This window comes from Flavobacterium psychraquaticum, assembly GCF_034497725.1.
GTDB lineage: Bacteria > Bacteroidota > Bacteroidia > Flavobacteriales > Flavobacteriaceae > Flavobacterium > Flavobacterium psychraquaticum.
On sequence record NZ_JAXKVR010000029.1, the window covers coordinates 35,711 to 61,771 of the forward strand.

Annotated in this window: 28 protein-coding genes and 1 tRNA gene; 13 read left to right on the forward strand and 16 right to left on the reverse strand. The window is 32.7% G+C overall.

Annotated elements, in window-relative coordinates; genetic code table 11:
• Positions 1-83: 83 nt before the first annotated feature.
• The 5 genes from T1L09_RS13820 to T1L09_RS08245 form a co-directional block, all read right to left on the reverse strand.
• Positions 84-410, reverse strand: coding sequence for a DUF6660 family protein (locus T1L09_RS13820; RefSeq protein WP_422718496.1), 327 nt, complete (start codon positions 408-410; stop codon positions 84-86).
• Between the two features lie 43 nt (positions 411-453).
• Positions 454-1,695, reverse strand: a complete 1,242-nt coding sequence (locus T1L09_RS08230) for a site-specific integrase (protein ID WP_322550474.1) — start codon at positions 1,693-1,695, stop codon at positions 454-456.
• Between the two features lie 272 nt (positions 1,696-1,967).
• Positions 1,968-2,052 (reverse strand) — tRNA-Ser (locus T1L09_RS08235).
• 164 nt (positions 2,053-2,216) lie between these two features.
• Positions 2,217-2,450, reverse strand: a complete 234-nt coding sequence (locus T1L09_RS08240; RefSeq protein WP_322550475.1) for a hypothetical protein — start codon at positions 2,448-2,450, stop codon at positions 2,217-2,219.
• Positions 2,451-2,557: 107 nt separating this feature from the next.
• Positions 2,558-3,721 (reverse strand): THUMP domain-containing class I SAM-dependent RNA methyltransferase, encoded by a 1,164-nt coding sequence (locus tag T1L09_RS08245; protein ID WP_322550476.1) that lies wholly within the window; start codon positions 3,719-3,721, stop codon positions 2,558-2,560.
• Positions 3,722-3,831: 110 nt separating this feature from the next.
• Between T1L09_RS08245 and T1L09_RS08250 the strand changes: the two genes are divergently transcribed.
• From T1L09_RS08250 to T1L09_RS08285, 8 genes are all read left to right on the forward strand, one after another.
• Positions 3,832-4,575: an SAM-dependent methyltransferase gene (locus T1L09_RS08250; RefSeq protein WP_322550477.1), complete on the forward strand. Its 744-nt coding sequence runs from the start codon at positions 3,832-3,834 to the stop codon at positions 4,573-4,575.
• On the forward strand, positions 4,575-5,309 hold the full coding sequence (locus T1L09_RS08255; RefSeq protein ID WP_322550478.1) for a ZIP family metal transporter: 735 nt from the start codon (positions 4,575-4,577) through the stop codon (positions 5,307-5,309). The genes T1L09_RS08250 and T1L09_RS08255 overlap by 1 nt, the downstream gene beginning before the upstream one ends.
• A gap of 98 nt (positions 5,310-5,407) precedes the next feature.
• On the forward strand, positions 5,408-5,788 hold the full coding sequence (locus tag T1L09_RS08260; protein WP_322550479.1) for a PH domain-containing protein: 381 nt from the start codon (positions 5,408-5,410) through the stop codon (positions 5,786-5,788).
• Positions 5,789-5,792: 4 nt separating this feature from the next.
• On the forward strand, positions 5,793-6,611 hold the full coding sequence (gene murQ, locus T1L09_RS08265) for an N-acetylmuramic acid 6-phosphate etherase (protein WP_322550480.1): 819 nt from the start codon (positions 5,793-5,795) through the stop codon (positions 6,609-6,611).
• Positions 6,612-6,619: 8 nt separating this feature from the next.
• Positions 6,620-7,087, forward strand: a complete 468-nt coding sequence (locus T1L09_RS08270; RefSeq protein WP_322550481.1) for a hypothetical protein — start codon at positions 6,620-6,622, stop codon at positions 7,085-7,087.
• Positions 7,087-7,326, forward strand: coding sequence for a DUF6095 family protein (locus T1L09_RS08275; protein ID WP_322550482.1), 240 nt, complete (start codon positions 7,087-7,089; stop codon positions 7,324-7,326). Before T1L09_RS08270 ends, T1L09_RS08275 begins: the two co-directional genes overlap by 1 nt.
• A 1-nt stretch (position 7,327) precedes the next feature.
• Positions 7,328-7,699 (forward strand): DNA topoisomerase IV, encoded by a 372-nt coding sequence (locus T1L09_RS08280; RefSeq protein ID WP_322550483.1) that lies wholly within the window; start codon positions 7,328-7,330, stop codon positions 7,697-7,699.
• A 35-nt stretch (positions 7,700-7,734) separates the two neighbouring features.
• A complete protein-coding gene (locus T1L09_RS08285) occupies positions 7,735-8,508 on the forward strand; it encodes a TerC family protein (RefSeq protein ID WP_322550484.1) in 774 nt (257 codons plus the stop codon).
• Positions 8,509-8,664: 156 nt separating this feature from the next.
• Here the strand turns inward: T1L09_RS08285 and T1L09_RS08290 are convergent, their stop codons facing one another.
• From T1L09_RS08290 to T1L09_RS08320, 7 genes are all read right to left on the reverse strand, one after another.
• Positions 8,665-10,338, reverse strand: coding sequence for a formate--tetrahydrofolate ligase (locus tag T1L09_RS08290; protein WP_322550485.1), 1,674 nt, complete (start codon positions 10,336-10,338; stop codon positions 8,665-8,667).
• 104 nt (positions 10,339-10,442) lie between these two features.
• Positions 10,443-11,840 (reverse strand): alpha/beta hydrolase family protein, encoded by a 1,398-nt coding sequence (locus T1L09_RS08295; protein WP_322550486.1) that lies wholly within the window; start codon positions 11,838-11,840, stop codon positions 10,443-10,445.
• A 79-nt stretch (positions 11,841-11,919) separates the two neighbouring features.
• Positions 11,920-14,625, reverse strand: a complete 2,706-nt coding sequence (locus tag T1L09_RS08300) for a DNA gyrase/topoisomerase IV subunit A (RefSeq protein WP_322550487.1) — start codon at positions 14,623-14,625, stop codon at positions 11,920-11,922.
• 61 nt (positions 14,626-14,686) lie between these two features.
• Positions 14,687-15,019, reverse strand: coding sequence for a DUF3024 domain-containing protein (locus T1L09_RS08305; protein WP_322550488.1), 333 nt, complete (start codon positions 15,017-15,019; stop codon positions 14,687-14,689).
• A complete protein-coding gene (locus tag T1L09_RS08310; protein ID WP_322550489.1) occupies positions 15,006-15,320 on the reverse strand; it encodes a nucleotidyltransferase domain-containing protein in 315 nt (104 codons plus the stop codon). Before T1L09_RS08310 ends, T1L09_RS08305 begins: the two co-directional genes overlap by 14 nt.
• The gene (locus T1L09_RS08315; RefSeq protein ID WP_322550490.1) at positions 15,320-15,730 is read right to left on the reverse strand and encodes a nucleotidyltransferase substrate binding protein; all 411 of its coding nucleotides are present in this window, start codon (positions 15,728-15,730) and stop codon (positions 15,320-15,322) included. Before T1L09_RS08315 ends, T1L09_RS08310 begins: the two co-directional genes overlap by 1 nt.
• A 196-nt stretch (positions 15,731-15,926) precedes the next feature.
• Positions 15,927-17,783 carry a DNA topoisomerase IV subunit B gene (locus tag T1L09_RS08320; protein ID WP_322550491.1) on the reverse strand — a complete coding sequence of 619 codons (1,857 nt, stop codon included), beginning with the start codon at positions 17,781-17,783 and terminating at the stop codon, positions 15,927-15,929.
• Between the two features lie 151 nt (positions 17,784-17,934).
• Here T1L09_RS08320 and T1L09_RS08325 point away from each other — a divergent pair, with 151 nt between their 5' ends.
• Complete coding sequence (locus T1L09_RS08325; RefSeq protein ID WP_322550492.1) at positions 17,935-19,119, forward strand: GAF domain-containing sensor histidine kinase; 1,185 nt, start codon at positions 17,935-17,937, stop codon at positions 19,117-19,119.
• 13 nt (positions 19,120-19,132) lie between these two features.
• Here T1L09_RS08325 and T1L09_RS08330 read toward each other — a convergent pair whose 3' ends face one another.
• The 3 genes from T1L09_RS08330 to ychF form a co-directional block, all read right to left on the reverse strand.
• Positions 19,133-19,807, reverse strand: a complete 675-nt coding sequence (locus T1L09_RS08330; RefSeq protein WP_322550493.1) for a TIGR02117 family protein — start codon at positions 19,805-19,807, stop codon at positions 19,133-19,135.
• 2 nt (positions 19,808-19,809) lie between these two features.
• The gene (locus T1L09_RS08335) at positions 19,810-20,550 is read right to left on the reverse strand and encodes a hypothetical protein (protein ID WP_322550494.1); all 741 of its coding nucleotides are present in this window, start codon (positions 20,548-20,550) and stop codon (positions 19,810-19,812) included.
• Between the two features lie 173 nt (positions 20,551-20,723).
• On the reverse strand, positions 20,724-21,818 hold the full coding sequence (gene ychF / locus T1L09_RS08340) for a redox-regulated ATPase YchF (protein WP_322550495.1): 1,095 nt from the start codon (positions 21,816-21,818) through the stop codon (positions 20,724-20,726).
• Between the two features lie 205 nt (positions 21,819-22,023).
• Here ychF and T1L09_RS08345 point away from each other — a divergent pair, with 205 nt between their 5' ends.
• Positions 22,024-22,560 (forward strand): hypothetical protein, encoded by a 537-nt coding sequence (locus T1L09_RS08345; protein WP_322550496.1) that lies wholly within the window; start codon positions 22,024-22,026, stop codon positions 22,558-22,560.
• A gap of 74 nt (positions 22,561-22,634) precedes the next feature.
• Here the strand turns inward: T1L09_RS08345 and T1L09_RS08350 are convergent, their stop codons facing one another.
• Positions 22,635-22,985 (reverse strand): 4Fe-4S dicluster domain-containing protein, encoded by a 351-nt coding sequence (locus tag T1L09_RS08350; protein WP_322550497.1) that lies wholly within the window; start codon positions 22,983-22,985, stop codon positions 22,635-22,637.
• Positions 22,986-23,105: 120 nt separating this feature from the next.
• Between T1L09_RS08350 and T1L09_RS08355 the strand changes: the two genes are divergently transcribed.
• From T1L09_RS08355 to T1L09_RS08365, 3 genes are all read left to right on the forward strand, one after another.
• On the forward strand, positions 23,106-24,164 hold the full coding sequence (locus tag T1L09_RS08355; RefSeq protein ID WP_322550498.1) for an acyl-CoA reductase: 1,059 nt from the start codon (positions 23,106-23,108) through the stop codon (positions 24,162-24,164).
• A 146-nt stretch (positions 24,165-24,310) separates the two neighbouring features.
• Positions 24,311-25,381 carry a 3-phosphoserine/phosphohydroxythreonine transaminase gene (gene serC / locus T1L09_RS08360; RefSeq protein WP_322550499.1) on the forward strand — a complete coding sequence of 357 codons (1,071 nt, stop codon included), beginning with the start codon at positions 24,311-24,313 and terminating at the stop codon, positions 25,379-25,381.
• A 54-nt stretch (positions 25,382-25,435) separates the two neighbouring features.
• Entirely contained in the window at positions 25,436-26,047 is a 612-nt protein-coding gene (locus T1L09_RS08365) for a putative polyvalent protein kinase domain-containing protein (RefSeq protein WP_322550500.1), read from the forward strand.
• Positions 26,048-26,061: the final 14 nt, after the last annotated feature.

Below are 26,061 nucleotides of genomic sequence, written 5' to 3' on the forward strand. Positions count from 1 at the left end.
TTTCGCAAATAAAAAATTCGCAATTATTTGTGTTTTAAGAACACATTTTTCTAACCCTAAACCCTATAAAGGGACGGGCTTCGTTATACTATTTGAGGTGGTTGCCAAATACTACCAGAAAAAACTGGAATTAGGCTAGAATGGTACTTTGAATTGAAATTATTTATTTCTACTGTGTGGATAAGAAAACTATAGACGTATATTTCTTGATGGTTTAAAGTAGTTTGACCACAGCAATTACATATACAGAAAGGAGAACATGCATCATTTTCTTGGTCGTGTGAATGATTATCATGGTTTGTATCTATTATACTAGAAGTATGAGTAAAACTAATTGTTTCCACATCTGCACAGGGCAAACATGAAAGTATTACTAAATAGATTGATAATATGTAGCTTAAAAATTTCACAGCTGTAAAAGTAGTAAAATTATTTTTTAGTTTTTACGTTTTTTTACGCTTCTTTAGTATTCAACTTAAAACTATAACTAAATTTATCTTTCAAAATACGCATATCCTCACTAACTTTTCTATCCAAAACTTTTGCGTAATGTTGCGTAGTTCTCAAATTTTTATGTCCAAGCATTTTACTTACACTTTCAATAGGTACACCATTTGTAAGTGTTACAGTTGTCGCAAATGTATGTCGAGCAATATGGAAGGTTAATTCTTTTTCAATCTCGCAAACAGCTGCTATTTCTTTTAAATAGGCATTCATTTTTTGATTGGACAGAATAGGAAGTAATTTTTCCTGATTATTACTTTGTGGATGATTCTCGTATTTATCGATTATCATTTGTGTAACTGGCAGGATTGGAATTTTAGAAGCACTTTCTGTTTTCTGTCTATGTGTAAATATCCATTTCTCACCATCAATACCGAAGCTTATATGGGACTTTGTTAAGTTTTTGACATCAATGTAAGCCAAACCAGTAAAGCAACTAAAAAGAAATATATCACGAACTAAAGAGAGTCTTTCTGTTTTGAAATCCTTTTCGATAATACTTTGAATTTCAACTTCAGATAAATAAACACGTTCTACTTCTTTTACTTTGGATTTGTAGTTCGCAAAAGGATTTTTGTCAAGCCAGTCATTGGCCAAACATATCTTGATAATTTTATTGAAGTTCTTGATGTATTTTACAGCTGTGTTATTTGCACAATTTCTAACACTTCTCAACCAGAATTCGTAATCGGTTATAAAAGCGTGATCAATCTTGGTAATATCAATATCTGTAACATTGTATTTCCACTGCATGAACTCAATGGTATGTTTTAAAGAAGTGGTATAACGTTCTAATGTTCCTGGTGCATATTCTTTACCTACCAATTCTTTTATTTTGTTGTTGTGGTCTTGGAATATAGGAACTAACATTCTAGCTCTTTCATTAACTCCAAGTAACAAACTTTTAAAACTCTCGGCAGTAATTGTAATTTTTTTATGGACTAATTCCATTTGGGTATCAATTATTTGAATTTTCAACATATCCAGATGGCTATTTATTGAACGAGCCTCTTCTGAATTACCTTTAATTTTGTTGGATTTAGTGCACCATTTAGATGTTTCTATAAATCTATTGGTACTTAACTCAATCCTTTTTCCATTGACTGTAATTCTTGTGTAGATTGGAACTAAACCGTTAACATTGGCTTTTGCTTTTTTAGCATAAAAAAGAATAGAAACTTTTGCTTTCATAATGGTGACCTTTTTATTAGTATTAAATTTAATTTTAATATTCAAGGTTCACAAGATGTACAAGTTTTAAACTGGTTATTGAACTGGTTGTAACATCCTATGAACATTAGGTTAAGTTAAAAATCGGTTACCCAAAATATGAGTTTTTTAGGGTAACCGAATTTATCCCTTTAGGTTCACGAATTAATGAATGTTTTGAAGGTTGTAAAAATAAAAAAACCCTTAAAATCATACGATTTTAAGGGTTTTAATTCAATTTGCTTTTCAGCTCGCGGAGAAAGAGGGATTCGAACCCCCGGACCTGTTACAGTCAACAGTTTTCAAGACTGCCGCATTCGACCGCTCTGCCATTTCTCCAGTAAGACTGCAAACGTTTCCGTATTGCGAGTGCAAATATAGAATCTTTTTTTATTTCTACAAACCTTTTGAAGACAAAATATAATATTTTTTTTGAAGTTTTTTACAAGAGTTTGAACTTCAATACATAATGTAAAAAAATAGTTTCAAAAAAAACTTAAAAACTAATTTACTTCTTTAACTCCTTTGATAAAAAGCCATTTCATAAATAGTTTTTCGCCTTCATTTGTACGTATAGCTTGAAATTTCGGTGCTGCTAACAAGGCAATCATAAAAGAAGTTCCAGCAATCCAATAGCCCTGTAAGTGCGTGAAATTTATGACGGCGAAATATGTTGGTATATAAATAATACTAAATCCTAAAAAATTATATAAAAATGCTTTTACTTTTTTGCTCATTTTATTCTTATTATATTCTTATTATATTCTTATTATATTCTTATTATATTCTTATTATATTCTTATTATATTCTTATTATATGGGTGATTTAAATACAAAATACTGCTTACTCTTCCGTATTCATATATTTTCCTTTCTTACTGCCTTCATACATTTCGTATTTCACAAAACGGGTTTCTAATTTACCATTGAAAAGTTTGATTTTTCTACTCGGTCGTAAACCTACATATTTTAAAGCTTCTAAATTTGCGGTAATAAACCAAGAATTTGTGTTCGGGTAACTTTGCTTTAAAGTATCGCCAATTTCTCTATAAAAACGTTCCATATCAATATCCAAACGTTCGCCATAAGGTGGATTAAAAACCATCTGAAGTGGTCCGTCTGTTTCTTTTTTTGAATCGAAGAAGTTATCGTTTGTAATCGTGATGTACTCCTCTAAATTTGCGTTTTTAATATTATCTTTTGCTTTTGCAACCGCACTTGGTGCTTTGTCATAGCCTTTAATAGTATAATGAAATTCTCGCGTTTTCTTCAATAACGACTCTAAAACAGCGTCAAATAATTCGGCATCCCAATCTTTCCACTTTTCAAATCCAAACTCTTTACGGTTGATATTTGCCGGAATATTACAAGCAATCATCGCTGCTTCGGCTAAAATAGTTCCACTTCCACACATCGGATCTAAGAAATGGGTTGTTCCGTCCCAGCCCGATAAAATTAACATTCCAGCAGCTAAAACCTCATTAATTGGTGCAATATTCGTAGCCGTTCGATACCCTCTATGATGCAACGAAGCACCTGAAGAATCTAAAGAAACCGTCACCGTATCTCTATCAATATGTACGTGAATTTGTAAATCTGGGAAGTCTTTATCTATACTCGGACGTTTTCCATTCACATCTCTAAATTGATCCACAATCGCATCTTTTGTCTTCAAAGCCACAAATTGACTGTGGTTGAAATTTTCAGAATGCATAGTAGTTTCAACAAGAAAAGTATTATGTTCCGTCAAATAATCAGACCAATCTATGGTTCTAACGCCGTCATACAAAGCTTTATCATTTATTGCTTTAAAAGTCTTAATCGGTTTTAAGATTTTGATGGCCGTACGAAGTGCTAAATTCGCTTTATACATAAATCCTTTATCGCCATAAAAACTAACTACTCGCGTTCCTATTTCGACTCTTTGGGCTCCTAAATTAGTTAATTCTTTAGCCAACATTTCTTCAAAACCAAAAAAGGTTTTGGCAGTCATTTTAAAATTTTCCATTATTCAATTTCAAGGTCTTGTGCAAAAATGAATTGCATTTTCAATAATTAAGACATTCTTTTGCAAAAATACATTAAATTTGCAAGTGCATTCAACTTAAAAGCCAATTAATGTCAGAAATTACAAATTCCAATTCGAACGATTGGTTCGAATCTTGGTTTGATACCGAATATTATCATATTTTATATAAAGAACGTAACGATGAAGAAGCTCAATTGTTAATGGACAATTTGACGCAATATTTAAATCTTCCAGAGGAGGCTCGAATTTTAGATTTAGCTTGTGGAAAAGGACGTCACGCTATATATTTGAACTCGTTAGGTTATGATGTAACAGGAATTGATTTATCTGAAAACAGCATCACAGAAGCTTCGGCTTATGCCAATGAAAAACTACATTTCAAAGTGCACGATATGCGTGAAACTTGTGACGAAAAATACGATGCGATTTTTAATTTGTTCACGAGTTTTGGCTATTTTGATGAAGATGCTGATAATTTGAAAACTTTAAAAGCAATTCATAACAGTTTAACAGAAACTGGTTTTGCCGTAATTGATTTTATGAATGCCGATTATGTGATTGAAAATTTAGTTCCCGAAGAAATAAAAACAGTTGATGGAATCGATTTTCATATCAAAAGAATTTACAAAGACGGTTATATTTTTAAAGAGATTTCGTTCGAAGACAAAGGCAAAAAACACCAATATACCGAACGTGTTCAAGCACTTCGCTTAGCCGATTTTGAAAAAATGATGGAAGAAGCGGGTATTTATCTGTTGGATATTTTTGGCGATTATAAATTGCGTAAATTCTTCAAAACACAATCGGAACGTTTAATTATGATTTTTAAATAATGGAATACATCATTACTTTTTCAGCGGTTATCATTGGATTTTTAATCGCTTTATTTTTAAAACCACAGAAGAAAAAGAATATCAAGTTACTGCTTGCTTTCAGCGGTGCTTTTCTATTATCATTGACTGTTTTGCATTTACTTCCTGAATTATTTAACGACGGGCATAATCACGCACACGAAGTTGGACACGAGCACAAAACATTACCAGTTGGTGTTTTTATTATGATAGGAATTTTGTTCCAAATTTTACTGGAATTTTTCTCTAAAGGAGCCGAACACGGTCACGTTCACGTGCATACAGACGAACACAATGAATTACACCAGATTCCTTGGTTGCTTTTCATAAGTCTTTGTATTCACGCTTTGTTAGAAGGCTTTCCGATTCATCAAAATCATAATTTAGCGTATGGAATTGCGGTTCACCACTTCCCTATCGCCATCATTTTGACTTTGTTTTTTGTAAATGCAAAAATGAATAAATTTATAATATTTGCCTTTATGTTTACATTTGCTTTAATGACACCACTTGGTACTTTATTAGCAGACCAAATGCATTTTGCCGAACATTATTCAAAGGAAATTTCAGCGGTTGTAGTCGGAATTTTATTCCATATTTCTTCCACAATTATTTTCGAAAGTAACGAAGGACATAAATTCAACTTGGCAAAAATCACAATGATTGTTATCGGATTTGCATTGGCTTATGTTATTGAAATGGGGCATTCGCATTAGAAACAAACCGAGAAATCAAGAAGAAATATTTTATAAGTTTTAATTTAGTCTATTCTAAGTTTATTAATTAAATTTGAAGAACTTTTAAAACAATTTATATGGGATTATTTTCTGCTCTACTTGGAAATGCTGGTGCTGTAAATCAGGAAACTTTAGTTAAAGATTATGGCAAGCTATTAATTACTGGTGAAGAAATTGAATTGGGTTTCAAATTAATTCGTGATACTTTTATCTTTACAAATAAACGATTAATACTCATTGAAAAACAAGGAATTACAGGTAGTAAAGTCGAATATAAATCCATAATTTATAAAAGTATTTCACGATTTAGTGTAGAAACTGCCGGAACATTTGACCTCGAAGCCGAATTAAAAATTTGGGTTTCAAGTGAAACCAATCCTAGTATTGTGAAACAATTCAATAAAGGTGTGAATGTTTATGACGTGCAAAATGTTTTAGCACATCACGTTTTAAAATAATCGTATGGATTTTACAAAAACCACTGAACAAGCTTCAAAATACGAACATTTAGAAAAGATGTCGGTTTCTAATTTGTTGACGAATATCAATAATGAAGACAAAACCGTTCCTTTAGCGGTTGAAAAAGCGTTACCTCAAATTGAAATTTTAGTAACTGAAATTGTATCTAAAATGAAACAAGGCGGTCGCTTATTCTACATTGGAGCAGGAACTTCAGGCCGATTAGGAATTGTCGATGCTTCGGAATGTCCGCCTACTTTTGGTGTTGCCTTCGATTTGGTAATCGGAATTATTGCCGGTGGCGACTCAGCTATTAGAAAAGCCGTAGAATTTGCAGAAGACGATAACCAGCAAGCTTGGAAAGATTTAAAAGATTGGAATATTTGTGAAAATGATGTGGTGATTGGAATTGCAGCTTCGGGAACAACTCCTTATGTTATTGGAGGTTTGGAAGAATGTAACAAACATAATATTGCAACCGGAAGTATTAGTTGTAATGCCGAGAGTCCGCTATCCAAAACAGCTAAATTCCCAATAGATGTCGTAGTCGGACCCGAATTTGTAACCGGAAGTAGTCGAATGAAAGCCGGAACCGCTCAGAAATTAGTATTAAATATGATTTCAACCGCAACAATGATTCAATTGGGAAAAGTCAAAGGAAATAAAATGGTCGATATGCAATTGAGCAATACCAAATTAATTGATCGTGGCACGCGAATGATTATGGAAGAAATTCCGGTTAATTATGAAGAAGCCAATCGACTTTTAACTTCCCACGGAAGCGTTAGAAATGCCGTTACTTTTTACAACAACAATAAATAAAAAATACTATGAAACAATTTTTATTAATTATCACGTTACTTGGATTTTCAATCACATTTGCTCAAAAATTAGAATATAAAAACGGTAAAATATATCAAGAAGAGGTCCAATTATCGACATTTGAAACTAAAAAAATTATGGAATCTGATTTAAAAGCTATGTATTTATTTAAAAAAGCAAAAAACAAAGAATCGCTTGGCGGTTTTATTTTAGGCTTAGGAATTGGTGCAACTGTTGCCGATTTAGTAATGGGAGCAACCACTTCAAATAAAAAATATCCGACTGCCATCACGTATGCTGGAATTGGTTTAATGGCCGTTTCTATTCCAATTCTTTCCGGAAGAAAAAAATTGGTTCAACAAAGTGTGGATTTATACAATTCCAATTTACAAGAACAAAATAAAACGCTAGGCGGAAATTTCGAGCTAAATATGGTCAATAATTCCAATGGTTTTGGACTTCAAATTAACTTCTAATGGCCGCAGATAGAAAAACATTACGACAAGGAATCCGCTATTTGTCTGGTACTTTACCTTTATTGTTTTTAGGCCCAGTTATAATCAACAGCGCTTTTAAAAACAAAGAAAATCCATTATATCCTTATATTTTAGGATTGGGAATTATCATTTCCATGTTTGCTATGTTTTTATTATTTAAAGGTGTTACCACAATTACAAAAAGTTTCTTCGATGGAGATAAAAACCAAAATTCTTAATATGAAAACCATTTTTGCCTTATTTGCTATGTTCTTATTAGTTTCATGTTACAACCAAGAACGGAATTGTACTACTTTTAAAACAGGAAAATTCACTTCCGAAACCATAATTGATGGCGTAAAATATACGAGTACTTTTGAACGGAATGATACCATTCAAACAGAATCTTACCAAGGAAAAGTAGATACTTATAAGTTGAGATGGACCAATGATTGCGAATACATCATCCAAAATAGGCATCCAAAAAATAGAGAAGAAAAAAAACCAGTGCAAATGAAAATCTTAACTACGACTGATAATTCGTATACTTTTGAATATTCTTTTGTAGGCGATCCAAAAAAACAACGCGGAACTGTAACAAAAATAGAATAATCCACGTATAAGTAAGATAAAACAATAAAAAACGAATGGAAGTATTCTTAAATCCCGATGCTTGGATAGCCTTATTAACCCTAACTTTTCTAGAAATTATCTTAGGGATTGACAACATTATATTTATTTCCATTGTTACTGGAAAATTACCGGAAGCAGAACGCAAAAGAGCCACTCGCATTGGTTTATTCTTAGCAATGTTTATGCGAATTGGACTTTTATTCGGAATTACGTTATTAATTGCAATGAAAGCTCCTTGGTTTAGTTTTGATTTCGGTTGGTTTAAAGCCGATATTACGGGTCAAGCAATGATTTTATTATTAGGAGGTTTGTTCCTAATTTATAAAAGTACCAAAGAGATTCACGAAAAAGTAGATCATAAAGGTGAAGAAGAAATAACATTAAAATCTACAGCTACAAAGTCTTTTGGAAGTGTAATTGGTCAAATTCTATTAATTGACCTTATCTTCTCTGTCGACAGTATTTTAACAGCTGTTGGGATGACAAATGGTGTTCCAGGTGCTTTAATAATTATGGTTACAGCAGTGGTTATTTCGGTTGGCGTAATGTTGATTTTTGCAGTTCCTGTAGGAAATTTCGTTAATGAAAACCCATCAATTCAAATCTTAGGTTTAGCGTTTTTAATCTTAATCGGTTTTATGCTAATTACCGAAAGTATGCACTTGTCAAATGCTGAATTAGTTGGCGAACACGTAGGAGCTGTTCCAAAAGGCTATTTATATTTTGCTATTGCGTTTTCACTAGCAACCGAGTTTTTAAATATGAAAATGAGAAAAAGAAAACAATAATTTTTCTCTGAAACGAATGGCTTGGGCTTTATCGGTAATCCCTATTCCTGCTGTCCATTACAATAAAAAATGTCCCGAAAAAACAATCGGGACATTTTTTATTTCCTTTCCCATCAGGGTTAGTTAGGTTTAGTATTGAATCTTTGAATACCTTTTTTAAGACAATCCCGAAATCACTCCATTGTTATCAATATCAATGCGTTCTGCGTTTGGAACCGCTGGTAAACCGGGCATTCGCATTACATCTCCTAAAAGCGGAACTATGAATCCGGCTCCACTTGCAATTTCAAATTCACGAACCGTAATGTCAAAATTCGTGGGGCGACCAATTAATTTGTCATTGTCTGAAAAACTAGCGGGTGTTTTCGCCATACAAACCGAAAAATGACCAAAACCCAGTTCATTAATCATCTTCAATTGTGTTTTTGATTTTGCCGAGAATTCTACCGAATTGGCACCATAAATTTCTTTAGCAACCGTATTAATTTTATGTTCAATACTGTCCGAAGGTTGGTATAAAGGTTTGTAATTAGCCGTTCCTTTTTCAATTTCAGCAATTACTTCTTTTGCTAAATCAGCCGAACCTTTTCCACCAGCAACAAAAGCAGTGCTCACAATTGCAACCACGCCTTTTGTAGCACACAAATCAATTAATTTATCATACTCTAATTGAGTATCATCGGGAAAAGCATTGATACAAACCACTGGATTCAACCCGAATTTTTGAATATTTTCAATATGTTTTTCAAGATTACAAAAACCTTTTGCTATGGCTGTAATACTTTCAGTTTTAAAATCTTCTGCATTTAATCCAGCGTGATGTTTTATAGCTCTAATCGTTGCGACTAAAACAACACCATCAGGTTTCAAACCCGCTTGCTCACATTTAATATGCAAGAATTTCTCCGCACCTAAATCGGCACCAAATCCGGCTTCTGTAACCGCATAATCGCCTAACGACATTCCCATTTTTGTCGCAATTGCAGTATTTGTTCCTTGTGCAATACTAGCAAAAGGTCCGCCGTGCACAATTGCCGGATTTCCATCGATGGTTTGCACTAAATTAGGTTTAATCGCATCTTTTAATAAAGCGGCCATTGCTCCTACTACTTTCAAATCTCGAGCAAAAATCGCTTTGCCATCCAAAGTTTTTCCAACAAATATATTTCCTAAACGGAATTTTAAATCTTCTAAATCTTTTGCTAAGCATAAAATCGCCATTACTTCAGAAGCCGCAGTGATGTTAAAACCATCTTCACGCATTGTGCCGTTTGACTTCGATCCTGTTGCAATAATAATTTGGCGTAACGAACGATCGTTCATATCAATTACACGTTTCCAAGCAATTGATTTTGGGTCTAAGTTTAAAGTATATTTTGTGTTTTGAAGATTATTGTCAATTACAGCCGAAAGTAAATTATTCGCCTTTTCAATCGCAGAAAAATCACCTGTAAAATGCAAATTGATATCTTCCATTGGTAAAACCTGAACATATCCGCCACCAGCGGCACCACCTTTTAAACCAAAAACCGGACCTAAGGAAGGTTCGCGTAAAACCGCAATTGCTTTCTTACCAATATAATTCAGTCCGTCGGTTAATCCAATTGACATTGTGGTTTTGCCTTCCCCATATTTTGTGGGCGACATTGCCGAAACTAAAATAAGTTTCCCTTTTGGATGTTCGTGTTGCAATTGTAAAGGTAATTTCGCTTTGTATTTGCCATAATATTCTAAATCATCTTCTTCAATATTAATTTTCTTTGCGATTTCTTTAATATGTAGCATTGTTGCATTTTGTGCAATTTCAATGTCTGATGGAAATGTTGCCATTCGTAGTTGTGTTTGTATTAGTTATCGAAATTAGTAGTATTTAATTGAATAAAACAGAATGAAAATCATATTTATTTGCTGTAAATAAACAAAAATTTCGGCTTTTATTTTGTTTGTAATTTTATCCAGCTCGTAATTTCTTCCAAAACGATCGGTGCAATTGTTTGCTCAATTATTCCATATTCCGATGGTATTCCCGTATCTGATTCTTGAAACAAATGGTTCAGATTAGGAAATATTTTAGTAGTTACTTTCATGTTTCCGCCCTTTTTTAAAGCCGTTGCAATTGCCGATATATTTTCATTTGGAGGAACTTGTAAATCTTTAGCTCCATTAAGTGCTAAAACAGGACATTTTACTTTTTCTAAAGCCGGAGCCGGATCATATTTTATGAAATATTGCATCCAAGGTGTTGCAATTTGATCCACTTGCACAGCTATAAATTCTTCTTTTGACATTCCGTTTGGAATTTCAGCAGTAGGATCATTAGCAAGCAATTTATTTAATTTAGTCGTTAAAACAGCTTTTAATTGTTGACCATCAGTAGCTTTAATGATTACATCAAATAAATTCGCATTGGTTTCAAGTCCTTTATTTATTTCGGATTCAGAAACTCCCATCCCCTTCTCAATAAGTTCTTTTTGAAGTAATAATATTTTATTTCCTTGAATTCCAGGACCAGCCAACATAACAATAAAAGCCACATCTTTTGAATTTGAAGCAACCATTGGAGCAATTAATCCGCCTTCGCTATGTCCAATTAGTCCAATTTTCTTTTTATTAATTTCTTTTCGTGTTTTTAGATAAGCAATCGCACTTTCAACATCCGTTGCGAACTCTGCTGAAGTTCCCGCTTTAAAGTTTCCAGTTGATTTTCCGACGCCTCTATCATCATAACGCAATACTGCAATTCCATTCTTCGTTAAATAATCAGAAATCACTAAAAACGGTTTATGATCCAATATTTCTTCATCTCTATTTTGAGGACCACTTCCCGAAATTAAAATTACAGCTGGGAAATTTCCTTCTTTTTTGGGAAGCGTTAATGTTCCTGCTAAAGAAATATTCGCCTTTTTATTTTGAAAAGTAACATCTTCCGAATAATAAGAATAAGGCTTAATCGGTTCTTGCGGTCTTTTTACAACCAATTTTTCAATAGCATTTCTTGATAAATTCATTGGAAATTCTTGTCCATTTTGTTTAAACGTTCCGATAAATTCATCATCCTTCAAATCACCATTATATTCAATCGTAGCATTTGGAATCGCAAAATATAATTTCGAATTTTCGAAAGTTGTGCTGTTTATTGGGATTCCAGTTGCTCCTTGATCCGGACTATCCATCGTTGCCGAATAGCCATCCGCTGTTTTGGTGATGTTAATTACAAGTCGCAATTGTGTTCCTTGCACTTTTAAAGCACCATTCCATTGACCGGAAATGTCTTGAGCTGTCAATGGAATTGACGTTAAAAATGCGATTAATAAAATTGAAAAAGTTTTCATATTCTTGGTATTAAGAATTTAAGTTGAAATAAAAAAAAGACCTGCAAGATTTTATAATCTCACAGGTCTTTCTATAAATTCAATCTAACGATAATGTGATTTGTCCGTCGTCGTCTAATTCTGTATTGATGTCCTCGGAAACATTTTGTTCCCCAGAAACTTCGATTTGTTCTGGAACAACTTCTTCAGGCTCTTCGAAAGGTAAAGATTCTAATAAATTAATTTGTTTTAATTTATCGGCTGTTAATTGGTTCCCCAAAGCTTTGATTCCTTTTACCGAAATAAATTGCTCTAAATCAATTATTTGATTCTCTTTTTGAATTCCTTTTACTTTCGCAAAAATAACCTCAGCAACCGGACGCCAATCTGTAGAAATGATTTCTAATTGCGATTTTTCGTGTTCTGTGATGAAAATTTCTTCTTTATTTTCGTTTTCAACTAAGAAACGTTTCACAAAATAACGTTCTTTTTCACCATCATAATAAATACACGAAACCGGTTTATTTGGATTCCATTTTTCCAAAACAATCATATCTTCATCAAAATGCGTAGTGATTTCTGGAATAATTGTTTTTATTTTTCCAGATTGCGTTACGATTAACAAGCGGTCATTCGGACGGAATTCGCCTAATAATTCACCTCTCCCATCGACATTTAAACGTTGCACCGTATCATCAAACCATACTTTTCTTGGTCGTAAGGTGGAAATTCCTTTTTCTTTTAATTCAATTTTCTTGATTGGATATTTTGAAACGGTATTTCCGCGGGAAGCTCTTCCTTTGATAGCAATATCAGAAAAATCGACATCCCATTTCAGTTTCTTCACACTTCCAACTTGACGCAATAATATAGTTACTACTTCCGCTTCTCCATTTGGATTTGCTGAAAAATAAGAAACCATTGAACCTGGTTTTTCTTGTGTTAAATCATAAAATTTATCACGTGTAACCCCAGAAACATTGAAACGCTTGATGAAAGTAGAACCCGTTTTTCCATCACGATACATCATATTATAAATGGTACGTTTGTCATTTCTGTCGAAAATCGCAATGTGAATGATATCTTTTCCAACGAATTTCTTATCGTCTACTTTGGAAATCATCATTTTTCCATCGCGAAGGAACACAATTACATCGTCGATATCCGAACAATCAGTGACATATTCGTCTTTCTTTAAACCTGTTCCAAAGAATCCTTCTTCCTTGTTTACATATAATTTTGTGTTTCGAAGTGCCACTTTTGTAGCTTCAATATTATCGAAACTTCTTAATTCCGTTTGGCGTTCGCGTCCTTTTCCGTATTTGTCTTTCAACATTTGGAAAAAAGCAATCGTATAATCGATAATATTATCTAAATCGTGTTTTACGCGTTCCATTTCCGCTTCTAGTTTCGCAATTCCTTCGTCGGCTTTATCCGAGTCAAATCGCGTAATACGAATCATTGGAATTTGCGTTAATTTCTGCAAATCGTCATCGTTAATTGCTCTTACAAAAGATTTTAAAAACGGCTCAAAACGATCGTACATATAAACATAAAGCGTTTCTCTGTCGGAATACAATTTGAAATCAATATACATTTCTTCACGAATGAAAATCTTTTCCAACGTAGAGAAATGCCATTTATTTTCTAATTCGTCTAGTTGAATTTCCAGTTCACGTTTCAGTAAATCAACTGTTCGATGTGTCGAAATTTTCAACATATCCGAAACGCCAATAAACAAAGGTTTATGGTTTTCAATCACACATCCTAAAGGTGCAATTGACGATTCACAAGCCGTGAAAGCATACAAAGCATCAATCGTTTTATCGGGTGAAACACCTGCTGGCAAATGGATTAAAATTTCCACCTCAGCAGCCGTATTGTCTTCAATTTTCTTAATTTTAATCTTCCCTTTTTCGTTGGCCTTCAAAATACTATCAATCAAAGTTGAAGTATTAGTAGAAAATGGAATTTGATTGATTACCAACGTTTGCTTGTCTAATTGTGCAATTTTAGCTCGTACACGAACGCGTCCGCCACGCAATCCATCGTTGTAATTCGATACATCGGCAATTCCGGCTGTTGGGAAATCAGGAAATAACGTAAATGGTTTTCCTTTTAATATTTTTATCGATGAATCTATTAATTCGTTGAAATTGTGCGGTAAAACTTTTGTTGATAAACCCACTGCGATTCCTTCTGCTCCTTGTGCTAACAACAAAGGAAACTTAACCGGAAGATTTACGGGTTCCGCACGACGACCATCGTATGAAGTTCCCCATTCGGTAATTTTTGGTGAGAATAAGATGTCGTGACCTAATTTTGAAATTCGAGCTTCGATATAACGAGAAGCAGCGGCACTATCTCCCGTAAGGATATTTCCCCAGTTTCCTTGCATATCGATGATCAACTCTTTCTGACCAATTTGCACCATTGCATCACCAATACTAGCGTCTCCGTGTGGATGATATTGCATCGTATGGCCAACGATATTCGCTACTTTATTATAACGACCATCATCTAACTCCTTCATTGAATGCATAATACGACGTTGCACCGGTTTAAATCCGTCTTCAATAGCCGGAACCGCACGTTCTAATATTACGTAAGAAGCGTAATCCAAAAACCAATCTTTGTACATTCCTGTAACTTTGGTAATGGTTTCTTCTGGATTTTCGTTGTTTTCGTAAAAATGATGTCCCGTTGTAACACGAATATCCTCAAAACCAGCTTCGTTAGCTGCTTCGTCTTGGTTGTCTAAATTTTCGTCTTCGTTTGGAATGATGTTATCTTCGTCTTCGTTCATTTGTGCTGAATTTACTTGTTCTGAATCTTTATCAGAATTAGTATTCTTTAATATTTATAATTTAACCAAAAAAGCAACCGTGTTTATCTTCATTTACAACTTTAAAAAAATCGTCTATATTGCTGACTTGCTCAACTTCATACAATTCCCATTTTTGATTGGCAAGTTTCCAATAAATTTTCCACTTTTCTTGAGATTTGAAGTAACGAGCTTTCGCAAATTCTATATTCATTATTATAGATTCATCCATAAAACTAGGACGAATCTCAAACAAGATTAACACGTTTTTTTCAAAAGAATATCCTAAATCTAATTGATTTCTAATCTCAATTGGTGGACGCATTTTTTCCACATTTGCTTTTATATTGTTTTCTAAAATACTAATTATTTTCATTCCTATTTATTTCATAAAAAACTTTACCTACTCTATCAATATGTTCTTTTAAAGTTTCAGATTGCAAGTCCTTATAAATTGATATGTCAACTAAATAAGGGATATTACTATCTTCAAATTCGTGCTTCAACTTGATTATAAGATCATAATTCAAATCTCCAAAAAGTGTTACATCAATATCAGAACCTTCCTTATAATTCCCTTTTGCTCTAGATCCATAAATAACAACTTTTTCAATAGCTTCATACTTCTGAAAAATTGCTTGCATTTCTTTATATGAATTTGGGTACAACCCGAACACTATAAAAAAGTTTTCATTTTTAAATCGAAATCAGTAAAAAGCGGTACGTAATTATCGAAAATTATCTCTAAGATCCTTAGAATCTCTTGTTCATCATAAATCTGAGATGTTTTATTTCTGCTTTCAATTGTATTCAACCATTGCTCACCATTGGAAATAAGTCCAAGATTAAAAGCCTCTCTTACTACGGTTTTGCTTCCAAACAAATCTGTTCTTCCTTCGGCTTCTAAAAAATCTTTCATTACCTTCCAAGAAAGTTCCTGAGTTACTTCAAAAGCTTGCACAGCACCTTGCAATTCAAGTTCTGTAAAAGGTCTTTGTTTTCTTAGCTCGTTTGCATTTTTTAGCTGTTTTAAGGCTCCTAAAAAATTCTCAAAACGTTGCTTCCAGCGAATATCTTGATTTTCCATAAGTTTCACTAGTTTTAAAAGTTATACCTTTCATTACAAATGTGTTCTTCAGTTTTTACACTAGTTCCGTTTGAATCTGTTAGACTGTTTGTAACTGTATCACATTCTTTATGATCATTTGAAAAATGAATAAAAATTAATGCTGTTATCGTTCCTATTAGAATTAATCCTAAAATTAAAATATTTTTTTTCATAACTAATTTTTCTCAATCACATCCAATTCCACTTTCAAATTATTGATAATAAATGTTTGGCGATCCGGCGTGTTTTTTCCCATATAGAATTCTAATAACATTTCAATTGGAGTTGCTTTATCTAACATTACAGGATCTAATCGAATACTTTCTCCAATAAAATGCTTGAACTCATCCGGAGAAATTTCTCCTAATCCTTTAAATCGGGTAATTTCTGGTTTTGGTTTTAATTTTTCAATTGCATCCACACGTTCTTGATCCGAATAACAATAAATGGTTTCCTTTTTATTTCGCACACGGAATAAGGGCGTTTGTAAAATATACAAATGGCCGTCTTTGATTAATTCCGGGAAAAACTGTAAGAAAAACGTGATTAGCAACAACCGAATGTGCATTCCATCGACATCGGCATCGGTTGCGATTACGATATTGTTGTAACGCAAATCGCCCATATCTTCTTCGATATTCAATGCGGCTTGCAATAAATTGAATTCTTCGTTTTCGTAAACAATTTTCTTCGACATTCCATAAGAATTCAAAGGTTTTCCACGTAAACTAAAAACTGCTTGCGTATTTACATCACGGGATTTTGTAATAGAACCCGAAGCCGAATCTCCCTCCGTAATGAAAAGCGTACTTTCTAAACTTCTTGGATTTTTGGCATCGGTTAAATGCACTCGGCAATCGCGTAATTTTTTATTGTGCAGATTTGATTTTTTTGCACGGTCTTTGGCTAATTTTCTAATTCCAGAAAGTTCTTTACGTTCGCGTTCGGCTTGTAAAATTTTTCGTAATAAAGCGTCAGCTAATTCTGGATTTTTATGCAGGAAATTATCTAATTTAGTTTTAATAAAATCATTCACAAACGTTCGCACTGAAGGGCCATTTGGACCAATATCTGTAGAACCTAATTTGGTTTTCGTTTGCGATTCAAACACAGGTTCTTCAACTTTTACAGCAACGGCTGAAACAATCGATTTACGAATATCTGACGCTTCAAAAGGTTTGTTGTAAAACTCTTTGATGGTTTTTACAATTGCTTCGCGAAAAGCTCCTAAATGTGTTCCACCTTGCGTTGTATTTTGTCCGTTTACAAACGAATGATATTCTTCAGAATACTGCGATTTACTATGTGTAATGGCAATTTCAATATCTTCACCTTCTAAGTGAATGATTGGATAAACCATATCTTCTTCTGCAATATTCTCTTCTAATAAGTCTTTTAACCCATATTCAGAAAAATACTTTTCGCCGTTGTAATAAATCGTTAAACCACGATTTAGGTAACAGTAATTCTTAAGCATTTTAATGATATACTCATTGCGATACTTATAGTTTTTAAAAATAGCTTCGTCCGCTACGAAAGAAACTTTTGTTCCTTTGCGTTTTGTACTTTCTTGCACATCTTCTTCAATCGTAAGATTTCCGGCTGAGAATTCTGCTGCTTTTATTTGGTTATCACGAACCGATTCTACACGGAAAAAGTTTGAAAGTGCATTTACTGCTTTCGTTCCAACACCATTTAAACCTACTGATTTTTTGAAGGCTTTAGAATCGTATTTTCCACCTGTATTCATTTTAGAAACCACATCTACCACTTTTCCTAATGGAATACCACGACCATAATCGCGAACGGTGACCAATTTATCTTTGATAGTAACTTCAATAGTTTTTCCGGCACCCATAACGAATTCATCGATACAGTTGTCCATCACCTCCTTTAAAAGAATATAAATACCATCATCTGGCGAAGAACCATCGCCTAATTTTCCGATATACATTCCGGGACGCATACGAATATGTTCTTTCCAATCGAGAGAACGGATATTGTCTTCGTTATACTGATTTTGCTCTACCATAGATAACTTTGGGATTTTGTGCAAGGTAAGATTTATACTCTAATTTTAAAACTAATTATAGTAGATTTTTTGGTTAATAAATGGTAGATATATTTTCAATAATGCGGTTTATTTTGTATATTTATAGCTTACTACTAATTAAAACTGGCAATTGAAAAATCTACCCCAAAAAAATGCTGTTGAAGTTTTAGAAGACTATTACTTATTTGATTCTGACGCTGAAATCGAATATGATAATATCACTTTTTTGGCTTCCAAAATTTGCAATACGCCAATTTCAACCATTACATTATTAGATGACAAAAGACAGTGGTTTAAATCTAAAATAGGCTTTGAGCATTCTGAAACTCCTCTCAATCGGTCATTTTGTGCCTTATCAATTTCAAAATCTAAAAATGTAATCGTAGTTCCTAATCTGATGGAAGATGCAGAATTTAGTAAAATTGGAAAACTAAATGGTTTAGAAAAAAATGGCTTTTATGCCGCTGTAACCCTTTTCAATGATGATGAAGTTGCGCTGGGAACTTTATGCGTAATTGACTATGAAAGTAAAAATTTAGACCAAGATCAAATAAAAGCATTACAAATATTAGGAAAGCAGGTTGAAGAGTTGTTTAAAATTAGATTGAAAAATATTCAGTTAAATAAAAATTATCAAGATTTAAAAGAAAAATATTCTGAATTAAAACAATTTTCGAATACAATTTCTCACGATATTCAATCGCCAATTAATAATATTATTTCATTAATCACATTGCTTAATGATGATAAAGGAAATCAAAAGGCGACTTCCGAATATTTGGAATTATTAGTAACATCTTCTTATCAATTGAAAAATTATGTAAGCAATTTATTAACCTACTATCAATCGGAATCACTAGTGGTAAACAAAAATAAAATTTTGCTTAAAGATTTAGTAACTGAAATTGAACAAATGGTTACTTCTGATAATCAAATTAAATTTGTTTATGATTTTGATAGCTCTACTCTTCTGACTACCGACAAAATGGCGTTGTCTCAGATTTTATTGAATTTAATTTCAAATGGCATAAAATACAATATGCAAGCAAATCCGATTATAACCATTAGATATGAGATGTTTGATGGAAAATCAATTATTAAAATTATTGATAATGGTACTGGTATTGAAAAAAAATATTTTGAAACTATTTTTGAAAACAACACCACTTTAGCCAAAAAAGACCGCTATGGAAATTTTGGAACAGGTTTAGGTTTGTCGATTGTTGCTAATCTAGCGAAAAAAATTAATTATAAAATAGCAATTGATTCGATAATTGGCGTTGGCTCTACATTTACATTAACTGACATAAACTAAGAGGAATAAAACACTACTTTGAATAATGTCTAAAAATTCCACTATCTGAAATTGTCCAAAGTGCAGCTTTTTGATTGGCCGCTTTCAAAGCTTGATTTGCCCAAGAATTACAAGTGTAAAATAGCGAATAACTACCTTTAGCTTCATAAAAAACATCGGTTTTGCCATAAACGGCATCGGTTTCAATTTTTAAAAACTTACCCGATTGCGTTTGAAATGATTTATTTAAATAAGCAATTAACTTGTTATAATTTTCGGAAGAAATTTGAATCTTTTTGCACGAAGCGTTCTCTTTCATATTTTTATAAAAAGTAACGTGCATTGCCGAAGTACTTATTCCAGTTGTAGCTTTTAACGCGGTTGAAACTTTTAGATCGGCCCAAGTTGGTGTTTCTAAATAAAATCCTTTATCGCCCCAACCCATTGCCACGTAATTAAAACTAGTATCTTTTGATTTGGTATCAGCTGGATTCACTTGCTTTGACCAATCGAAATGTTCGTTTTTTAAAGGTAAAACGATATCGGTATGTACTCCGTTTGTCAAGATGTAAATGGAAACGTCTTTTTTTACTTTTCTTATTTCGCCAGCCACAGTTATGTAGGAAAGCAAAGTTACCACTCCCAAATAAGCAATTAATGATAACAGGAAAATTGCAATATATTTTAAAATTTTTTTAAAGATCTTCATAACTATTTAAATAAGTAATTGCTTTGATATTCAAATCCGTCTTTTCTTAGTAATTTTCTGAAATCGGCACGAGAAGGCGTTAGTACAACGTTTAAAGTGTCTTTTTCGTTCATTTTTGCTACAAAAGGGATTTTTAATTCAGTTTGCAATTTTTGAAAATCTTTTTTAGTTCCGAGTTGAATGTGTTGCATTCCGATTGTAGCAAGTTTGATGACGCTCGTTAAATACTTATCGTCTACTTTTTTATTTAAGACTAATGAAGATTTGTATTCTTTTGCGATTTCGTTATCGGCAAATGAAAAAATAGTGTCTAATCTTTCAATTTCGAAGGCAATTGTGTCGCCCTTGATTAAAGTTTTATAGGTTTTATTTTCGGCTTTATCGAAGACTTGATTGTTTCGCAATTCTACTTCTGGTAAAGAATCTAATTCTGATTTTAAGATTGAAAGCGTCTCAATTTCGTTGATGAAAATGAACTTTGATTCAATTGTTAATCGATGCGAATAATCTAACGAATAAGTGCCGATGAACTTTTTTGGAAAAACGATAATTGCATCAACATTAGTAGGTTGTGCTTCTGAAAAATAGATAAAACTATTGTTCAATGCCGATTCTTTACAAGAAAGACCGACGAATGAAACAACGAAAATAGCCAATAATTTTCTCATACAAATAGGTTTATGATTGAAACACAATTCTTGTGCCAAGATAGTAGTTTTGCCCCAGATTGCAATGGAAATCATTTTTTGAGGAATGCCTATTTTTTGTTGTTTTAAAAAAGCGACCTAAGAAGCTCTTTTTAAAGCTTGCAAAAAAAGGAATTCCTGAAAAATATTGTAATGGAAAACTGGAAATAGGCCCAAAAAAAAACCGCTGAAAAATATCAACGGTTTCTTTAAAAATATGTTTTTTAGAATTACACGTTAAAACGGAAATGCATCACATCACCATCTTTTACAATGTATTCTTTTCCTTCGACTCTTAATTTTCCGGCTTCTTTTACTTTTGCTTCTGATCCGAAACTTGAGAAATCTTCAAATGCAATTACTTCGGCACGGATGAATCCTTTTTCGAAGTCGGTATGAATTACACCCGCCGCTTTTGGAGCCGTGTCGCCAACGTTGATTGTCCAAGCACGTACTTCTTTAACTCCGGCTGTGAAATACGTTTGTAATTTTAATAATTTGTAAGCTGCACGAATTAAAACTGCTGATCCTGGCTCGCTTAAACCCATATCTTCTAAGAAAACTTGGCGTTCTTCGTAGCTTTCTAATTCGGTAATATCGGCTTCTGCTCCTACTGAAAGGATGATAACTTCAGCATCTTCGTCTTTTACTAATTCGCGAACTTGGTCTACATATTTGTTTCCGTTTACTGCTGATTCTTCGTCAACATTACAAACGTATAAAACGGGTTTTGCAGTAATTAATTGGAAATCTTCCATTAAATCAACTTCATCCTGATTTTGAGGAACAATTGTACGCGCTGATTTCGCTTCTAATAAAGTTTGGCGAATTCGGTCTAACAATGCTTTTTCTGCTTGTGCTTCTTTATTTCCTGTTTTTGCAGCACGATTGGTTTTTTCCAAACGTTTTTCTACTGTTTCAAGGTCTTTTAATTGCAATTCAATATCAATCGTTTCTTTATCACGAATTGGATTTACATTGCCGTCAACGTGAATAATATTATCGTTATCAAAACAACGCAATACGTGAATAATCGCATTACATTCTCTAATATTTCCTAAGAATTGATTTCCTAAACCTTCTCCTTTACTTGCTCCTTTAACTAAACCTGCAATATCTACGATATCAACTGTTGCCATTTGCACACGTTCTGGTTTCACTAATTCCTCTAAACGATTAATACGTGGGTCTGGAACGTTCACAACACCGATATTTGGTTCTATAGTACAAAATGGGAAGTTAGCACTTTGTGCTTTCGCATTTGATAAACAATTAAATAAGGTTGATTTTCCAACATTTGGTAATCCTACAATTCCTGCTTTCATTATTGAATGTGTTTTTAAAAGTCTGCAAATATAGTTTAAAAGTTGGAAAGCTACAATGTTTGTGATAAAGCGAATAACTATTAAAGGAATTTGCCGCGATTGTAAGCTAAGTGGGAATTATGTAATATTATAAATTCATTCTATAATAAGATTGCACGCAAACGGGCCTAAATTTGTAATTAATAAATCACTAAAACAAAACATTATGAAAACAATAGTTATGACATTGGCACTTTTATTTATTACAAATACAATATTAGCGCAAAACAAAAACGTAAAAGACGAAACTAAGACAACTGTTACAACAGTTAAAACTTCTGATGGAGAGAAAAAATTTGTAAAAAAAGAAAATACTCGTGAAGTTCAAAACATTGAATTGAAAGACCAAGAAGTTAAGAATATTAACATGGATGTTAAACCATCTGAAGTAATGGTTCAAAAAACTACTACAATCACAAATCCTGATGGTTCTACAAGAACAGTTGATTTGGATCGTTCATCTTATTATATGTTAGATGGAAAAAAATACCAAGTTTCATTAGACAATAAAGGATATCGAATTTTATCAGAAGACAAGAAAAACGAAGCTTTCTTGAGAAAAACTACTACAAATAGTTTTATTTATAGAAGTAAACAAAAAACGGCTATTGGCTATTTTGATACAGAAGGTAACTTGATTTTAGAAACATATGATCCAAAATCAGATACTATTACTTATGAAAAATATACAGTAAGTCAATAAAGAAGAAGAATTGCTATGAATGAAAAAATCCTGAATGAGAATTCAGGATTTTTTTTGTTTTATAGTGAAAAAGACTATTCGTTATGTAAAAATGCTTTTCTGTTTAAAAGCGTTTCGTCACTTTCTACATGACTATCATCTGGCACACAACAATCAACCGGGCACACTGCTGCACATTGTGGTTCTTCGTGAAAACCTTTACATTCCGTACATTTTCCTGGGACAATAAAATAAACATCGTCTGAAATCGGCGTTTGAGCCGCATCCGCATCTACTTCTGTTCCGTCTGGTAAAATTATCTTTCCGCTTAATTTTGTTCCATCTTTATATCTCCAATCATCTGCTCCTTCATAAATTGCAGTGTTTGGGCATTCTGGTTCGCACGCACCGCAATTGATGCATTCGTCTGTTATTATAATTGCCATAGTAGTATAAGTTTGAAATTAGGCTAAAATCAGAAGTTTTATAAAAAGCTGCTTTTAGTCTAACTAATTGATTATTTTTGTGCAAAATTACAATGTAAACCACACATAAACAAGTTACAAATGTTACAAAATGAAATTAAATCGAGTTTTATTGCCTTAGGAAAATTTTTAAACCAGTTTTCCTTCGAAAATAACACAAAAGACACTTCAGTTTTAAATAACGATTTGTTTTATGACGATTTTATTACTTTGATTGAATTATCGCAATCACATAACGGTTGGTTTACACCAGAACAAGTTTATTACAGCGTACAATCTTGGGCCGAAGCACTAACAGAACGCAATTTAACCGAATGGCTTTCTTCTTACGATTTCTCGAAAACCAGCTGCAAAAAAGTAGGTTTAATTTTAGCCGGAAATATTCCGTTAGTAGGATTTCACGATTTTCTCTCGGTATTAATTTCAGGACACGATGTTTTAGTAAAAACGTCTTCCAATGATCAATATTTATTAAAATTCTTGGCGAAATATTTAATTGAAATCGAACCGAAATTAGCCGATAAAATTACCTTTGTTGAAGGGAAATTAGAAAGTTTTGACGCTGTAATTGCAACCGGAAGCAATAATACCGCACGTTATTTTGAATATTATTTCAAAGACAAGCCAAGTATTATTCGCAAAAATAGAAACTCCGTAGTAATTTTAGACGGAAATGAATCGCACGAAGATTTAGTGAATTTAGGTGAAGATATTTTTAGATTTTTTGGTTTAGGTTGTAGAAATGTATCCAAACTTTTTGTACCTAAAGATTATAATTTTGATCGCTTTTTCAAAGCAATGTATGAATATAAAGACGTAATTTATTACGAAAAATATGCTAATAATTACGATTATAACAAAGCGGTTTTCTTAATGAGTAACTTCAAATTATTAGACAATGAATTTTTAACGATTAAGGAAGATGCGAGTTACTCTTCTCCTATTTCATCTGTTTTTTACGAATTTTATGATGATTTAGAAGTGTTAAAAAGCCTTTTAGAAGCAGATAAGGAACAAATTCAATGCGTAGTTTCGAATAATTTAGTTGAAAATTCGATTGCATTTGGCCAAACCCAGAAACCAAAACTTTGGGATTACGCAGATAATGTGGACACTTTGGCTTTCTTATCAAAAATATAAGTATTGAATTAGTAATTTTCGCAAAGTAATAAAACATATTTAGATAAAAAACAGTCGAATTATTATCAAATTATAAAGCAATTTTTAATCCATTTTACCGAAATTTGCTTTTTAAAAATATCAAACTAAAACCACAACGATTCCAAATGAAAAAACACAACTACAGTGCTGGCCCTTGTATCCTTCCAAAAGAAGTTTTTGAAAAATCTGCACAAGCCATTTTAGATTTTAATAACTCAGGGTTATCGATTTTAGAAATTTCACACCGAAGTAAAGATTTCGTAGCTGTAATGGAAGAAGCAAGAGCTTTAGTTTTAGAACTTTTAGGTTTAGAAGGAAAAGGTTATCAAGCTTTATTTTTAGCTGGTGGTGCAAGTTTAGAATTTTTAATGGTTCCTTATAATTTAATGAAAGTTGACGGAAAAGCGGCTTACTTAGACACAGGAACTTGGGCAAATAATGCCATAAAAGAAGCTAAACATTTTGGAGAAACGGTAATCGTAGGTTCTTCTAAAGCTGAAAATTATAATCATATTCCAAAAAACTATAGTATTCCTGCGGATGCATCTTATTTCCATTGCACAAGTAATAACACCATTTTTGGAACCCAAATGAAATCATTTCCAAAGACTTCTATTCCAGTAGTTTGTGATATGAGTTCGGATATTTTCTCCCGTAGTTTAGATTTTACTCAGTTTGATCTTATTTATGCTGGAGCTCAGAAAAATATGGGTCCGGCCGGAACAACTTTAGTCGTAATTAAAGAAGAAATTCTTGGGAAATCAGGAAGAACGATTCCAGGAATGTTAGATTATCAACAACATATTGCGAAAGAAAGCATGTATAATACGCCTCCGGTATTTCCGGTTTATGCGTCTTTATTAACTTTACAATGGTTGAAAAATTTAGGCGGAATTGCAGCTGTTGAAACATTAAATGAAGCAAAAGCCAATTTATTATATACTGAAATTGACAGAAATCCATTATTCAAAGGTGTTTCTGTAGTGGAAGACAGAAGTTTAATGAATGTAACATTTGTATTAGCGGATGAAACTCATCAAGAAAAATTTGATGCAATGTGGAAAGCTGTTGGTATTTCAGGCTTAGCTGGTCATCGTTCTGTTGGCGGTTATAGAGCTTCGATTTATAATGCAATGCCTATTGAAAGCGTTCAGGTTTTAGTAGATGTAATGAAAGAATTAGAAAAAAGTGTGTAGTCTTCCCATTTTAAACGTTCAATAAAAAAATTACTATCTTTACTAAGTAAATTAATGAAAGATGAAATTAAACATATCATTTCAGGAACGAGCAAAAATAGCGAAGGAAGGATTATCCAAACAATTGCCAGTTTCCTTAGAAGAAGCGAAACTTCAGGCGGTTTGGCTAAAGAAGATAAGCACTTCAAAAAAGAAGAAACAAAGAATTTAATTGAATTCATTGCTGAAAATAATTTTTGGTATCCAGATGTAAATTTAGACAACTACATTTCTGAAGGTGCTGAACAAAAAGTCTACATAAAAAGCGGCGAAAGTGTTTTAAAATTAAATGACGCTATTTATTATTTATCTTGGTTAGATTATCTTCAAAATCTTTCACTACACAATTATTTTTTTCCAGATACTGCTTATAAATTGCTAGGCTTTTATACAATGGATAAAAATCTATATGCTGTTGTGGAACAACCTTTTGTTAAAGCAACTGATAAGACAGATTTAGATAAAGTAAGAACGTTTTTAGAAAATAATGGATTTACAAACATTCGAAATAATGATTACCGAAATGATTATTTAGGAATCATCTTAGAAGATTTACACGATGAAAATGTGCTGACTCAAAATGGTGTTCACTATTTCATTGACACTGTTTTCTACATAATTGAATAAAAGAAATAAAAATA